The sequence below is a fragment of the Isoptericola sp. NPDC056605 genome (assembly GCF_042792795.1).
Classification (GTDB): Bacteria; Actinomycetota; Actinomycetes; order Actinomycetales; family Cellulomonadaceae; genus Isoptericola.
Genome location: NZ_JBHTVT010000010.1, coordinates 103,582 through 118,329, shown reverse-complemented (window position 1 = coordinate 118,329; position 14,748 = coordinate 103,582). Strand labels below are relative to the sequence as shown.

The following is a 14,748-nucleotide window of genomic DNA, read 5'->3' as shown; positions in this document are numbered from 1 at the left end:
TTCCTGCTCGTTCATCCGGCGTCGGGGGTGTCGACGGCCCCGCCGTAACGGCGGTCGCGGCGCGCGAACTCCTCCACGGCCCGCCACAGGTGCCGACGGTCGACGTCGGGCCACGGCTCGGGCAGGAACACCATCTCGGCGTACGCCGCCTGCCAGATCATGAAGTTCGAGGTGCGCTGCTCCCCCGACGAGCGCAGGAACAGGTCGACGTCCGGCAGGTCGGGCTCGTCGAGGTACTTCTGGACGGTCTTCTCCGAGACCCGCGCCGGGTTCAGCCTCCCCGCCGCAGCCTCGCGCGCGATGGCGGCCGCGGCGTCGGCGATCTCCGCCCGCCCGCCGTAGTTGACGCACATCGTCAGCGTGCAGCGGTCGTTCTCCCGGGTCATCTCCTCGGCGACCTGCAGCTCCTTGATCACCGAGCCCCACAGCTTCGGCCGGCGGCCGGCCCAACGGATGCGCACGCCCCACGACGACATCTCGTCGCGTCGCCGGCGGATGACGTCGCGGTTGAAGTTCATGAGGAACTTCACCTCGTCCGGCGACCGCTTCCAGTTCTCCGTGCTGAACGCGTACGCGGAGACGTGCCGGACGCCGATCTGCACGGCGCCGGCCACGACGTCGAGCAGGGACTTCTCCCCCTGCTTGTGCCCCTCCACCCGCGGCAGCCCGCGCGCGTTGGCCCACCGGCCGTTGCCGTCCATGACGATCGCCACGTGGTTCGGCACGAACTGCGCGGGGATGTTCGGCGGCGTCGCGCCCGAGGGGTGCGGGTAGGGCTCGGCGTACTCGACGGACGAACGGGGCATCAGGCCTCTCTCTCGATCATGTGCGCTCGATCATGCGCAGCGAACGCAGCGTGCGCTCCAGGTAGTACTGGGAGTAGGCGGCGACCAGCCCCGAGGCCTCGGCGCGGTGGCGCGTCTCGGAGGCGTCCGCCGTCTCCCAGTCCCCGCCGAGCAGGGCGCCGAGCAGCGCGAAGGTCTCCGGAGCGGGTGCCGTGGAGCCCGGCGGCCGGCAGCGGGAGCACACCGCGCCGCCCTGTCCGACCGAGAACGCGTGGTGCGGGCCGGGCTCGCCGCAGCGGGCGCAGTCGGTGAACGACGGCGCCCAGCCGGCGACGGCGAGCCCGCGCAGCAGGTACGAGTCGAGCACCAGGCCCGGCGCGTGCGCGCGCTCGGCCAGCGCCCGCAGGGCCCCGGCGAGCAGCCAGTACTGCTGCACGGCGGGCTCGTGCTCCGCGGCGACCAGGCGGTCGGCGGCCTCGAGCATCGCCGCGCCGGACGTGTACAGCGCGTAGTCCTCGCAGATGGCGCGGGCGTAGGCCCCCACCGTCTCCACCTGCGTCACGGTGTCGAGGTTGCGCCCGGTGTGCAGCTGCACGTCCACGACCATGAACGGCTCCAGCCGCGCCCCGAAGCGCGACGACGTGCGCCGCACCCCGCGGCCGACCCCGCGCACCTTGCCGTGCTCGCGGGTGAGGAACGTGACGATCCGGTCGGCCTCGCCCAGCTTGTGGGTGCGCAGCACGATCGCGTCGTCTCGGTACAGGGGCACGGGCCCATTCTCTCAGCCCCCGCCCACGAAACAGGTCAGGGCCAGGGCCACGCGGACGTGGCCCTGGCCCTGGCCCTGATGGCTCGCGGGACGGGTCAGGCGCGGGCGGCGCGGTTCACGGCCGACACGATCGCCTTGAGCGACGCCGTCGTGATGGACGGGTCGATGCCGACGCCCCACAGCACGTCGTCGCCCACCTGGCACTCGACGTAGGCCGCGGCGGTGGCGTCGCCGCCCTCGGACAGGGCGTGCTCCGCGTAGTCGAGCACCCGCACGTCCACGCCGACCTTCGAGATCGCGTCGACGAACGCGGCGAGCGGCCCGTTGCCGGTGCCCTCCAGCGTGTGCTCCACGCCCTGGTCCAGGACGTCGACGGCGAGCGCGGTGACGCCGCCCTCGGCCGACGTCGTCCGGGTCTCGCGCAGCCGCAGGCGGCCCCACGGCTCCAGCCCCCGCGGGTCGCCCACCTCGACGGGCAGGTACTCGTCGCTGAAGATCCGCCAGATGTCGGATCCGGTGACCTCGCTGCCCTCGGTGTCCGTGTAGTGCTGCACGACGCCGGAGAACTCGATCTGCAGGCGACGCGGCAGGTCCAGCGAGTGCTCGGTGGACAGCAGGTACGCGATGCCGCCCTTGCCGGACTGCGAGTTCACGCGGATGACGGCCTCGTACGACCGACCCACGTCCTTCGGGTCGATGGGCAGGTACGGCACGCCCCAGGTGAGCTCGTCGACCGGCTTGCCCTCCGCCTCCGCGCGGGCCGCCATGTGCTCGAAGCCCTTCTTGATCGCGTCCTGGTGGGAGCCGGAGAACGCGGTGAAGACGAGGTCGCCCACGTACGGGTGCCGCTCGTGCACGGGGATCTGGTTGCAGTGCTCGACCGTGCGGCGGATCCCGTCGATGCCGCCGCCGACGGTGAAGTCGATCTGCGGGTCGACGCCCTGGCTGAACAGGTTCATGCCGAGCGTCACCAGGTCGACGTTGCCGGTCCGCTCGCCGTTGCCGAACAGGCACCCCTCGATGCGGTCGGCGCCGGCCTGGTAGCCGAGCTCGGCGGCGGCGACGGCGGTGCCCCGGTCGTTGTGCGGGTGCAGCGACAGCACGACGTGCTCGCGGAACGCCAGGTTCCGGTTCATCCACTCGATCGAGTCGGCGTAGACGTTCGGGGTGGCCATCTCGACCGTCGCCGGCAGGTTGACGATCACCGGGCGCTCGGCCGTCGGCTCCAGCACCTCCAGCACCTCGTTGCAGATGCGGGCGGCGAACTCGAGCTCCGTGCCGGTGTACGACTCGGGCGAGTACTCGTAGTACACCGTCGTCTCGGGGACGGTCTCCTCGAGCTTGCGACACAGGCGCGCGGCCTGCAGCGCGATGTCGACGATGCCGTCCATGTCGCTGCGGAACACGACCTCGCGCTGCAGGATCGACGTCGAGTTGTAGATGTGCACGATCGCCTGCTTGGCGCCGCGGATGGCGTCGTAGGTGCGCTCGATGAGGTGGTCGCGGCACTGCGTGAGCACCTGGATGACCACGTCGTCGGGGATGCGGCCGGTGTCGATGAGCTGGCGCACGAAGTCGAAGTCCGTCTGCGACGCGGACGGGAAGCCGACCTCGATCTCCTTGTAGCCCATCTGCACGAGCAGGTCGAACATGCGCAGCTTGCGCTCGGCGTCCATCGGCTCGATCAGGGCCTGGTTGCCGTCGCGCAGGTCGACGGCGCACCAGCGGGGGGCCTTCGCGATGCGCTTGTCGGGCCACGTCCGGTCCGGCAGGTCGACGGCGATCTGCTCGTGGAACGGGAGGTATCGCGTGTACGGCATCCCGGAGGGGCGCTGGGGGTTGGCGCCGGCGATGCCCTGAGGGTGATGGTTCTGCATGGTGTCGCGTCCTTCGGTGGGGGCTCGGTGACCGCCGACCCGGGTGGGGTCGTCGGTCATGACCAGTCGGCCGGCGCGCCACAACCTCCGCGACGGGGGTCCGGCCTTAGAGGGCCCCGCCGCGGCACCGAAGGAGAAGGCTCACCGTGCGCTGCACGCTGCCACCGTACACCTTCGTCAGGGCGTCGCCTGAGGCGTCCAGGATCCGACCGGACGCCCGCCTTGCCGCAGCGTATTGACCTAGCGCCGGGAGCGCAGCGCGGCGTCGACGGCGGGGTCTCCGAGGGCGCCGAGCCAGTCCAGCAGCGCCGGATAGGTCGAGGGGTTCGCGGCCACGTACGAGCGCAGGTGGGGTGCCTCCGCCGAGATCCGCGCGAGGTCCGCGAGCGGCGTCGACGGGTCCATCGCCTGGGCCACCGACCACCCCGGTGCCTGGGCGGGCGGCGCCTGCACGGGCGGGAGCACCTGCGTGGAGTCGGGCGCGAGGGCGGCGCGGACGGGCTCCATCTGCTGGGTCGCGTCGACGGGGCGGGGCGCCGGGCGGGACGCGGCCGCGGCCACCGGGGTCGGCGACGTGCCCGTCGCGGGCTCCGTCGTCTCCGCCTCGGTCGGTGCGGGCTCGGTCGGTGCGGGCTCGGTCGGCGCGGGCTCGGGCGTCGCCGGTCCGGTCGGCGCGGGCTCGGGCGCCGCAGGGCCGGAGGCCGGGAGGTCGGAGGACGCCGGGTGCGTCGGCTCGGGATCGGGCGTCTCGGGCGCGGACGCGACGAGCGCACGGACCGACGGCGGCACGAGCAGGACGGCGAGCGCGATGGCCGGCAGACCGAACGCCACCAGCAGCTCCTCCACGTTGGACTGCGTGCCGAGACCGGCGCGGGCGACGACGATCACCAGGCCGAGCACCACGATCACGCACGCGGCGCCCACGGCGGCGGCGTGCCCGGTGCGCGCGTCGCGGGCGAGGGACCGCCGCGCGGCGATCGCGACCCCGACCATCAGCACGCCGACGACGAGCCGCAGCACGCGGCCCACGCGGACGCCGTCCGCCACGATCAGCACCAGCGCGACGAGGGCGACGAACGCCGCGACCAGCGCCACGATGGCCAGCGCCCGCAGCGCGACGGCCACCCAGCGGGAGGCCCGCACGTCGTCGGGCTCTCCCGCCGTCGCCGCGGCGTCGTCGACGATGCGGCGCGCCGTGACCGCCGCGACCACCGGGAGGAGCAGGAGGCCGAGGCGCTGCCCGTGCACGCTCTCGAACCAGGGGTCCGCGTTGCCCCCGGCGAAGAGCACGAGCTCCAGCGTGACGGCGCCACCCAGGGCCAGCAGCACGTAGCCGGAGGCGAGGTCGCCCGAGCGCAGGTACGTCCCGACGGTGAACCACAGCACGCCCAGCACCACGAGGGCGTTGAGGAGACCGACCACGGACACGGCCCAGGGAGCACCCTGCACGAGCGCCGCGACCGGGGTCGCGAGCGTGCCGAGCGCGACCACCCCGGCGACGACCGCCGGGGCGTGCGCCCACCGGGGCGCGGCCGCGAGCGCGGCACCCGCCAGGCCGACCGCGAGCCCGGCTCCGACCCCGCCCGCGGCGTCCGCCGGGGCGAGGGCGTCCAGCACCAGGTACACGACCGCGACGACCGCGTAGGGGACGCAGGCGAGCGCCACCGTGCGCCGCGAGGTCAGGACGTCCCACGACGACGGGCCGACGCCGCCGCGCCGCAGGTACGGGGCGGCGATCGCCAGGAGCGCGAGGACGGTCGCGAGCACGATCTCCAGCCGGTCGCTGCCACGGTGGGCGTGGTCCCACGGCAGCGGGAGGGCGACGAGCAGCGCGAACGCGGCCACCACGTCGCGCACGAGCTCGCGGACCGCCACACCGCCGAACGGCGAGCGCTCCTGCTCGGGGGCGTCGAGGGTGTCGGGATCGGTCATGCGTGCGTCTCCAGGGCTGGGATCCGAAGGGGACCGGGCCATCGTGCCCCCGCACCCGTTTCTACCCGACGCCGGCCCTTCGCGTCGTCTCCCGCGCGGACGGGTCGGTCACACCGTCGCCGCTCCCGCACGCCGCGCTCACCCTCCGCCCGCAGATCCCGGCACGGTGCCGGCTCGCTGCCGGTACGGACGCCGGTCAGATGCCGAGCTGGTACACGCCCCAGTACGCGAGGGTGCCCAGGAGCGCGAGCGACCCGGCCAGGGTGCACCAGAACGTCAGCACGGCGGGCCAGCCGCGCGCGACCACCACGACGTCGTCCCCCGCACGGCGCTCCGCCCTGGCGTCGGCCACCCGGCGGATCACCAGCGCGGCGGCGACGGCCGTCGCGACCCCGAGGAGGCGCACCACGATCCAGCCGCCCTGCACGACGAGGTCGTCGCGCTGGTAGTCGAGGGCGAGGCGCGCCACCGCCAGGAGGTACACCACGAGCGCGACCATCGTCGCCACCGAGCCCAGGCCGAGACCCAGCAGCGACGACCGGAGCCCGCGGGCGAGGCGCGGCGCGGCGACCGACGACCGGCGCAGGAAGAGACGCCGCACCAGCGCGTGCACACCCCACACGAGGGGGCCGACCACGAGCAGCGCGGCGCCCGCGATCACCGCGCCCACGACGATGTCCCCGTTGCCCCACCACCGCGGCTGCGGGACGGCCGACGCGACGTAGAGCTGGTTGGGAGTCTCCCCGGCGACCCGGGGCGGCGCGTCGGCCGTGCCGGGCATGCCCTGGATCCAGGTGGCGACGTCGCGCGCGAAGTCGGGGTGCAGGTGCATCCCGCCGTCCAGCGGCACGTTGATCCCGTGGTTGGCCCCGGCGTAGTAGCGCACCGTCACGGGGGCGTCGTCCCCGTTCACGGCGGTGTCGGCGATGACCTGTCGCGCGCCCTGCTCGACCGGCATCGACGGGTCGGCCGTGCCGTAGGCCACGAGGACGGGTGCGGTCTGCCGCTCGAGCCACGGGCGCACGTCGAAGTCGGCGTACTCGAAGCCGCCGCCGGGCAGCTGCATCCCGACCGCCCGCGGGATCGCGCGGAACACCTGCTGGGGCACCCCGGTGTTGCGCAGGTAGCTGTCCACCGCGAACGCTGCCTGCTGGCGGGGCGGCACCACCGGCGCCGAGACGAGGACCGTGTACGCGATGGTCGGGTCCTGCGCCTGCATGACGGGCACGATCCAGGTGCCCTCCGACTCCCCGTAGACGCCGACCTGCGCGGCGTCGACGCCGTCGATCGTGCGCAGCAGGTCGACCGAGTGCTGGTAGTCCGCGGCCATGGCCACGTAGTCCCGGTCCCGGGTGGTGTAGGTGTCCAGCCGCTTGTCGGGCACGAGCGTCACGACGCCCGCGCTCGCGAGCGCGGTGGCCGACTCGGTGAAGGCCTCCGTGGACTTGCCCGTGCCCGCGCCGTGCACGTACACGACGCCCGGCCGGTCGGCCAGCAGGTCGCCGTCCTCGGTCAGCGGCTGGCGCAGCAGCCCGCCGACGACGGCGCCGTCGAGCGGGATCGTCACGGGCGTCTCGCGGACCTCGAACTCGCCGACCTCGCCGACGTCCGCGCCGGGCGCGACGCCGCCGATGGCCGTGTCGTCGGTGGCCGGGACGAGGTGGTCCGTCACGGGCACCGGGTCCCACTGCGGGCCGGCCACCGCCCCGGTCAGTGCCAGGCCCACCAGGATCGCCGCCGTCGTCGCAATAGTCCGGAACACCACGCAGCGATGCTACTCGGCGCCGTGCCGGGAGACGGCAGGGATTTCCCCCACGACCTCGGAGGACGTCCCCCGGGAGCCGGCGGGCTCCCGCGCGACGTCAGAAGCCGAGGCGCTGCAGCTGCTTGGGGTCCCGCTGCCAGTCCTTGGCCACCTTGACGTGCAGGTCGAGGTACACGCGCGTGCCGAGCAGCTTCTCGATGCCCTTGCGGGCGTTGGTGCCGACCTCCCGCAGCCGCGACCCGCCCTTGCCGATGATGATCGCCTTCTGGCTGTCGCGCTCCACGAACAGGTTGACGCGGACGTCCAGCAGCGGCGGCTTCCCCCTGTCCGGGTCGCCGCTGCCCTCGCGCTCGAGGATCTCCTCGACCACGACGGCCAACGAGTGCGGCAGCTCGTCGCGGACGCCCTCGAGCGCGGCCTCGCGCACCAGCTCGGCGACCATGACCTGCTCGGGCTCGTCGGTGAGCTCGCCGCCCGGGTAGAGCGCCGGCCCGGCGGGCAGGTGGGCGACGAGCACGTCGGTTAGCTCGTCCACCTGGTAGCCGTCGCGGGCGGACACCGGCACGATCGCCGACCAGTCGCGGTCGACGGAGCGGGCGAGCTCGTCGACGGCCAGGAGGTGCTCCGCGAGGCGCCCGCGGTCCACGAGGTCGGACTTCGTCACGACGGCGACGACGGGCACCGCACGCCGGCCCTCCATCAGGGGGGCGAGCTGCGAGGCGATGTACCGGTCGCCGGGGCCGATCTTCTGGTCGGCGGGCAGGCAGAACGCGATGACGTCGACCTCGCCGAGCGTGTCCTGCACCAGCGCGTTCAGCCGCTCGCCGAGCAGGGTGCGCGGGCGGTGCAGGCCCGGCGTGTCGACGAGCACCAGCTGGGCGTCGTCGCGGTGCACGATGCCGCGGATCGTGTGCCGCGTGGTCTGGGGCCGCGCGGACATGATCGCGACCTTCTCCCCCACCAGCGCGTTGGTGAGCGTCGACTTGCCGACGTTGGGCCGCCCGACGAGGCAGGCGAAGCCGGAGCGGTGGGCGTCACCCTCGTCGTGCGGGGCGACGACGGAGGGATGGTGGCGCTCGGTGGTCATGCGTGTGCTTCCTTCTGGTCTGGCGGCGTGGCGTGCTGGCCACCCGCTGCTGGGTCGTCCTCGTCGTGCGAGGGAGAGGTCGTGCGGCGCACCCGGAGGGTGGCGAGCTGCTTGCGGCGGCCCTCGACGCGGTCGGCCACGAGGTGCAGCCCCCCGACGTCGGCCGTCGCCCCCGTGAGCGGCACCTTGCCGAGGGCCTTGGCGATCAGGCCGCCCGCGGTGTCCACGTCGTCGTCGTCGAGCCGCAGGTCGAACAGCTCGCCGAGCTCGTCGACGGGCATCCGCGCGGAGACGAGGAACGTGCCGTCGCCCAGGTCCTCGGGCTCGAGCTCCGGGGCGGTGTCGTGCTCGTCGGTCAGCTCGCCGACGAGCTCCTCGATGACGTCCTCGACGGTGACGAGCCCGGCGATACCGCCGTACTCGTCGACGACGACCGCGATGTGGGAGCGGGAGGCCTGCATCTCGCGGAGCAGCTCGTCCGCGGGCTTCGACTCCGGCACGAAGACGGCGTCCCGGGCGACCTCGACCACGGGCCGGTCCGCGGCCGAGGGCTCGTTCTCCAGCACGCGGGCGACGTCCTTGAGGTAGGCGACGCCCACGAGGTCGTCCACCTCCTCGCCGACGACGGGCACGCGCGAGTACCCCGAGCGGAGGAAGAGGCGCATCGCCTTGCGCAGCGGGGTCGTCGCCGTGACCGTCACCATGTCGGTCCGCGGCACCATGACCTCGCGGGTCAGCGTGCCGCCCAGCTGGACGACCGAGCGGATGAGCTCCCGCTCGGCGTCCTCGATCGCCTCGTTGTCGCGCACCCGCTCGGCGACCTCGCGCAGCGCGTCCTCGCCCGGGTCGTGCTCGCCGTCGCGCTCGGGGGCGCGCCCCGCGCCGCGTTCGGTGGTGCGGTCGGTGAGCCAGGCCGCGGCGCGGTGCACCGCGGACAGCGGCCCGGCGAGCGCGACGAGCACGGGCAGCGGCCGGCGCAGCCCGAGCGCGCGCGGACTGAGGCGCACGAAGACGACGCCGGCCACGAGGCCCACGACGCCGGCCACGAGCAGCACCTGCCACCACGTGTCGAACCAGTCCGCGATCATCAGCGTCGCCGCCGCGAGCGCGACGGTCTCGGCGAACACCCGCACCAGCGCGAACGCCGCGACGGCGGCGGGCGGGTCGACGACGAGACCCTGCACCGCGCGCAGCCGGGTGAGGCGGGTGCGACGGGCCGTGGCCGTGAGGTCCTCCGCGGTCTCCGCCTCGATCACCGCGTCCGAGACCGAGGTGCGGGTGATCCGCAGCACCGCGGCCTCGCCGGCCGACAGCATCCCCGCCAGGGCGAGCGCGACCACGGCCACGAGCGCCAGCAGCAGCTCCGGTCCGTCCATCAGGCCACCATCCGGTCCGACGTCGCGCTCACCGGCCGGCGAGGAAGGTGAGCAGGAGCCGGCGCTGCAGCGCGAACATCTCCTTCTCCTCCTCCGGCTCGGCGTGGTCGTAGCCGAGCAGGTGCAGGATGCCGTGCGTGGTGAGCAGCAGCAGCTCCTCGGCCGTGGAGTGCCCCGCGACCTTCGCCTGCTGCGCCGCCACCTCCGGGCAGAGCACGACGTCGCCCAGCGTGCCGGGCGGCGTCTCCTCGCCCTCGCGCCCGGGGCGCAGCTCGTCCATCGGGAAGGAGAGCACGTCGGTGGGGCCCGGCTCGTCCATCCACTGCACGTGCAGCTCGGTCATCACGGTCGTGTCGACGAACATGATCGACAGCTCGCTGCGCGGGTGCACGTGCAGGGTGTCCAGCACGAACCGGCCGAGCGCGGCGAACTCCGCCTCGTCCACCTCGACGCCGGACTCGTTCGCGACCTCGATGCTCATGACCTGCGTGCCCCTCGCTCGTGCGGGCCGCGGCCCTGCCGTCCCTGTCCCTGCCTGCCCTGGTCCGGGCGTGCCGTCGCCACGTCCCAGCGCGCGTAGGCGTCGATGATGTCGCTGACCAGCTTGTGCCGCACCACGTCCGCCGAGGTCAGCCGGCAGAACTCCACGTCGTCGACCCCGGTGAGGATGTCCTCGACCACCCGCAGGCCCGACGTCGTGCCGCCCGGCAGGTCCACCTGCGTGGCGTCGCCCGTGATGACCATCGTGGAGCCGAAGCCCAGGCGCGTGAGGAACATCTTCATCTGCTCGGCGGAGGTGTTCTGCGCCTCGTCGAGGATGAGGAAGGAGTCGTTCACCGTGTTGTGCGTGACCAGGAAGTCGTCCGTGACGTACAGCGAGTCCGCCGCCGCGACCTGGATGCACATCGTCTCCTTCTCCCCGGCGGGGAGGATCGAGTCGATGAACCGCATCGGCCGGCCGCCGCCGAGCTCGGCGTACTTCTGCGCCTTGCGCGTGAGGCGGAACGGCGCCACGCCCTCGGGCAGCCGGATCTCGACGACGAAGGCGTCCGACCGGTACGGCACGGGCCGGCCGTTCGCGAGACCGGGCTTGCGACCCTCGGCCTCCCGCAGGCGCGTCGTCGCGGTACCGCCCAACGACTGGACGAGCCGCACAACGTCCTTGTGCAGCCGAGGGGACGTTGTCACGTACTGCACCCGGCAGGTGCGCCCGGCCTGTGTCACGGGACCACCATCGGTGTCCAGGAGTCCCTGGAGGACGGCGAGCCGCACGGCCCTGCTGTTGTTCAGGTAGACCTCGGGCACGAACTTCGTGCGCGACTTCTTGCCGTCCAGACCGAGCTCACGCAGCGCGACCTTGACCGGGTTCGCGACGATCACCCCGCCGCGATGGCCGTCGACGTGCCGGAGCACGTAGTTGTACCCGCCCTTGTCGACCAGCACGATACTGGGCAGCGCAGCCTCGAGCGCCTCGGCGAGCTCGGGGTCCGCCGTCGTAAAGGAAGGGGTCGCGTACGAGGTGCTGCTCCCGTCGCCCAGCATGAGGCCGAGTGCATAGGGGTCCATCGGCACACCTTGGGGTTCTTGCTCCACCGGGGCGACCATCGGGAGCTCGAACCGCCGGGTATGGCCGTTCCACTCCTGGCCGAGCATCTCGCGGGTCTCGAGGGTCCGGGACTTACCGCGCCGCTTGTCGGAGGCGGTCCGCACGGTCCATAGGTGCTCACTGCAGCACACCGTCGACGACCCGTCGGACGCGGTCACTCGGTACACCTGCTTGACGCCTTGCGGGTAGATCCCGATCACCGGCGTGGGACGCCCGTCCGACCCGACCACCAGGTCGCCCACCCGGAGGCTGCCCATCTCGCGGAAGCCGGTCGGCGTGAGGATCTTCGCGTCGTAGGGCTGCGCACGGCCCCGCATGTAGGCCAGGGGCGCCACCTCGATGGTCCCGGCCTCGATGAGCCGCGGGATGGCGTCGGGGTCCATCATGTCGTGCAGCGCGTCGTACAGCGGCCGCAGGTACGGATCGATCTTGTCGCTCAGCGACCCGGGCAGGAAGCCGAGCTTCTCCCCCGCCTCCACGGCCGGGCGCGTGAGCACGATCCGGTTGACCCGCTTGGCCTGCAGGGCCTGCACGGCCTTGGCCATCGCGAGGTACGTCTTGCCCGTGCCCGCGGGGCCGATGCCGAACGTGATCGTGTTCGCGTCGATCGCCTCGACGTAGTGCTTCTGGCCCACCGTCTTCGGCCGGATCGTGCGGCCGCGGCTGGACAGGATGTTGAAGGTCAGGACCTCGGCCGGGCGCTGCACGGACGCGGCGGTGAGCATCTGCACCGACCGCGCCACCACCTCGGGGGTCAGCGGCGTGCCGGACTCGACCACCTCGACCAGCTCGTCGAGGAGGCGGGAGACCAGGGCGACGTCCCCGGCCGGACCGCTCACGACGATCTCGTTGCCGCGCGCGTGCACGTCGACGCCGGGGAAGCCGTCCTCCACGGCCCGCAGCACGGAGTCCCTGCTGCCCAGCAGCGCCACCATCGGCACGTGCGGCGGCACCACGATGCGGTGCTCGGTGGACCGTTCGGCGTGCGCGCCGGGCGTGCCGGGGGCGGTGTGGGGTGTCGATGTCATGGGCCGGCTGCCGCCGGGGCCCTCCTTCAGCGAGACGGTGCGAGAGACGATGCCAGGGACGTGCTGAGGAACCGAGTCTATCGAGCGGCGGCAGGCAGGACAGCCGAATTCAGGCCGGCGTCCAGCCCAGCTGGGCGCCTGCGAGCACGTGGCCGTGCACGTGGAACACGCTCTGCCCCGCCCGGGGCCCGGAGTTGAAGACGAACCGGTACTGGCCGTCGGCGAGGTCGCCGGCCACCCGGTCGGCCATCGCCACCACCTCGGCGAGCAGGGCCGGGTCCGCCTTGGCGAGCGTCGCGACGTCGCCGTGGTGCTCCCTCGGCACCACCAGCACGTGCACGGGCGCCTTCGGGTCGATGTCGCGGAACGCGATCACGCGGTCGGTGCTGGCGACCACGTCCGCCGGCAGGTCGCCGGCGACGATCTTGCAGAACAGGCAGTCGGTGCTGGGCGCGCTCGTCATGACCCGGACGTTACCGCGCGCCGCGACGGCGTGCCGTCGGTCCGCTCAGGCCCAGCGCCCGAGGCGCTCGCTGAGCAGCGCGACGGCGACCGGCCCGGCCGTGGACGTCCGCAGCACGTGCGGCCCGAGCCGCGCGGTCACGGCGCCCGCCTCCTCGAGCGCGGCGACCTCCGCGTCGGAGATCCCGCCCTCCGGCCCGACGACGACGAGCAGCGCCGGCGTGGCCGAAGTGGCCGGCGCTGCCGACGACGGCGCGGGGAGCGTGACGTCCGCGAGCGCCGTCGTGGCGTCCTCGTGCAGCACGACGACGGCCCCGCCGTCGGCGACGACGTCGCGGACGCGGACGGCGAGCTGCCGCGAGGTGACGGGTTCCGCCACGGGCGGGAGGCAGGCGCGCCGCGCCTGCTTCACGGCCGAGCGCACGGTCGCCACCCACTTGGCGCGCGACTTCGCCGCCCGCTGCCCGCGCCACACGACGACGGACCGGTCGGCCTGCCACGGCACCACCGCGTCGACGCCCACCTCGACGGCGGCCTCGACGGCCAGCTCGTCGCGGTCCCCCTTCGCGAGCGCCTGCACCAGGGTCAGCACGACGCCGGGGGCCGGCTCGACCACCACCTCGTCGACGCGCAGCCGCACCTCGCCGTCCTCGACGGCGTCGACCACGCACCGCAGCCGCGTGCCCGCGCCGTCGACCACGTCCAGCCGCTCGCCCGGGCCCCGGCGCTGCACGACGCCCGCGTGCCGCCCCTCGGCGCCGTCGAGCACGTAGACGTCACCCGGGCCGAGCGCACCGAGCGCCCCGCCGTCGGCGAGGAACACCGGCGCGCTCACGTCGTGCGCCCCGCCCGCGAGGCCCCGGGTGCCGCGCCCACGTCAGCGACCGCTCAGCTTGTCCCGCAGCCGCGAGAACACGCCCGGGTGCGCGGCGGAGAGGCGGGGCTCGGGCCGCTCCTCGCCACGCAGCGTGGCCAGCGAGCGCAGCAGCTCGGTCTGCTCGTCGTCCAGGCCTGTCGGCACCTGGACCTCGACGTGCACGTTGAGGTCGCCGCGGCCGCCGGCGTGCAGGTGCCCGACGCCCAGGCCCTTGAGCGTCACGACCTGCCCCGGCTGGGTGCCCGGCCGCAGGTCGATCTCCTGCTCGCCGTCCAGCGTCTCCAGGTCGAGCACGGTGCCGAGGGCGGCCGCCGTCATCGGCACCTGGAGGGTGCAGTGCAGGTCGTCGCCGCGCCGCACGAACGTGTCGTGCGGCTTCTCGCGGATCTCGACGTACAGGTCGCCGGCGGGGCCGCCGCCGGGGCCGACCTCGCCCTGGGAGGTGAGCTTGATGCGCGTGCCGGTGTCCACGCCGGCCGGCACGTTGACCGTCAGCGTGCGGCGCGAGCGGACGCGCCCCTCGCCCGAGCAGTCGGCGCACGGCTCGGGGATGACCGTGCCGAAGCCCTGGCAGGCCGCGCACGGCGCGGTCGTCATGACCTGGCCGAGGAAGGAGCGGGCCACACGCTGCACGTTGCCGCGGCCGTGGCAGACGTCGCAGGTCTTGAGGTCGGTGCCCGGCCGGCAGCCGTTGCCGCCGCAGGTGCCGCACACGACGGCGGTGTCGACCTGGAGCTCGCGCTTGGCGCCGAACGCCGCCTCCGCCAGGTCGATGTCCATCCGCACGAGGGCGTCCTGGCCGCGACGGGCGCGCGGCACGGGCCCGGCGGGCTGGCCGCCGCCGCCGAAGAAGGTCTCGAAGATGTCCTGGAAGCCGAAGCCGTTGCCGAAGCCGGCGCCCGCGCCGCCGGACGGCGAGCTCGGGTCCACGCCCATGTCGTACTGCTGGCGCTTGTCCGGGTTGGACAGCACCTCGTAGGCGCGGGCGACGTCCTTGAAGCGTTCCTCGCCGGCCTCGCCGGCGACGTCGGGGTGCAGCTCGCGCGCGAGCTTGCGGTACGACTTCTTGATCTGCTCGGCCGAGGCGTCGCGGGGGACGCCCAGGATCTCGTAGTAGTCGGTCACAGGTCTCTCTTCGGTGACGTGTCGGTGACGTGCACGGTCAGGTCGGCTGGTTGGGGGTG

At 73.7% G+C, this 14,748-nt stretch carries 11 protein-coding genes and 3 pseudogenes; all 14 read right to left on the bottom strand.

Annotated elements, in window-relative coordinates; all coding sequences use genetic code 11:
• Window positions 1–11 precede the first annotated feature (11 nt).
• The 14 genes and pseudogenes from ACFQ8Y_RS12260 to dnaJ all read right to left on the bottom strand — a co-directional run bounded on the left by ACFQ8Y_RS12260 (window position 12) and on the right by dnaJ (window position 14,689).
• Window positions 12–806: an isoprenyl transferase gene (locus ACFQ8Y_RS12260; RefSeq protein ID WP_430550069.1), complete on the bottom strand. Its 795-nt coding sequence runs from the start codon at window positions 804–806 to the stop codon at window positions 12–14.
• A gap of 16 nt (window positions 807–822) precedes the next feature.
• Complete coding sequence (gene recO / locus ACFQ8Y_RS12255) at window positions 823–1,554, bottom strand: DNA repair protein RecO (RefSeq protein ID WP_430585617.1); 732 nt, start codon at window positions 1,552–1,554, stop codon at window positions 823–825.
• A gap of 95 nt (window positions 1,555–1,649) precedes the next feature.
• Window positions 1,650–3,431 (bottom strand): 2-isopropylmalate synthase, encoded by a 1,782-nt coding sequence (gene leuA, locus ACFQ8Y_RS12250; RefSeq protein ID WP_430585616.1) that lies wholly within the window; start codon window positions 3,429–3,431, stop codon window positions 1,650–1,652.
• A gap of 240 nt (window positions 3,432–3,671) precedes the next feature.
• A complete protein-coding gene (locus tag ACFQ8Y_RS12245; protein ID WP_430585615.1) occupies window positions 3,672–5,363 on the bottom strand; it encodes a hypothetical protein in 1,692 nt (563 codons plus the stop codon).
• Window positions 5,364–5,559: 196 nt separating this feature from the next.
• Window positions 5,560–7,128, bottom strand: coding sequence for an alpha/beta hydrolase family protein (locus ACFQ8Y_RS12240; RefSeq protein ID WP_430585614.1), 1,569 nt, complete (start codon window positions 7,126–7,128; stop codon window positions 5,560–5,562).
• Between the two features lie 97 nt (window positions 7,129–7,225).
• Entirely contained in the window at window positions 7,226–8,215 is a 990-nt protein-coding gene (gene era / locus ACFQ8Y_RS12235; protein ID WP_430563611.1) for a GTPase Era, read from the bottom strand.
• Entirely contained in the window at window positions 8,212–9,591 is a 1,380-nt protein-coding gene (locus ACFQ8Y_RS12230; protein WP_430550075.1) for a hemolysin family protein, read from the bottom strand. The genes era and ACFQ8Y_RS12230 overlap by 4 nt, the downstream gene beginning before the upstream one ends.
• 28 nt (window positions 9,592–9,619) lie before the next feature.
• Window positions 9,620–10,072 carry an rRNA maturation RNase YbeY gene (gene ybeY, locus ACFQ8Y_RS12225; RefSeq protein WP_429764144.1) on the bottom strand — a complete coding sequence of 151 codons (453 nt, stop codon included), beginning with the start codon at window positions 10,070–10,072 and terminating at the stop codon, window positions 9,620–9,622.
• Window positions 10,069–10,431 (bottom strand): annotated as a pseudogene (locus tag ACFQ8Y_RS12220) (PhoH family protein); the annotation flags it as partial. The gene ybeY and the pseudogene ACFQ8Y_RS12220, both read right to left, overlap by 4 nt.
• A 267-nt stretch (window positions 10,432–10,698) precedes the next feature.
• Window positions 10,699–11,133: pseudogene (locus tag ACFQ8Y_RS12215) on the bottom strand (LAGLIDADG family homing endonuclease); the annotation flags it as partial.
• Between the two features lie 369 nt (window positions 11,134–11,502).
• Window positions 11,503–12,225, bottom strand: a pseudogene (locus tag ACFQ8Y_RS12210) (PhoH family protein); the annotation flags it as partial.
• Between the two features lie 109 nt (window positions 12,226–12,334).
• Entirely contained in the window at window positions 12,335–12,688 is a 354-nt protein-coding gene (locus ACFQ8Y_RS12205) for a histidine triad nucleotide-binding protein (RefSeq protein ID WP_430550076.1), read from the bottom strand.
• 45 nt (window positions 12,689–12,733) lie between these two features.
• Window positions 12,734–13,522, bottom strand: a complete 789-nt coding sequence (locus ACFQ8Y_RS12200) for a 16S rRNA (uracil(1498)-N(3))-methyltransferase (RefSeq protein ID WP_430563610.1) — start codon at window positions 13,520–13,522, stop codon at window positions 12,734–12,736.
• 42 nt (window positions 13,523–13,564) lie between these two features.
• On the bottom strand, window positions 13,565–14,689 hold the full coding sequence (gene dnaJ, locus ACFQ8Y_RS12195) for a molecular chaperone DnaJ (RefSeq protein ID WP_430550078.1): 1,125 nt from the start codon (window positions 14,687–14,689) through the stop codon (window positions 13,565–13,567).
• Window positions 14,690–14,748: the final 59 nt, after the last annotated feature.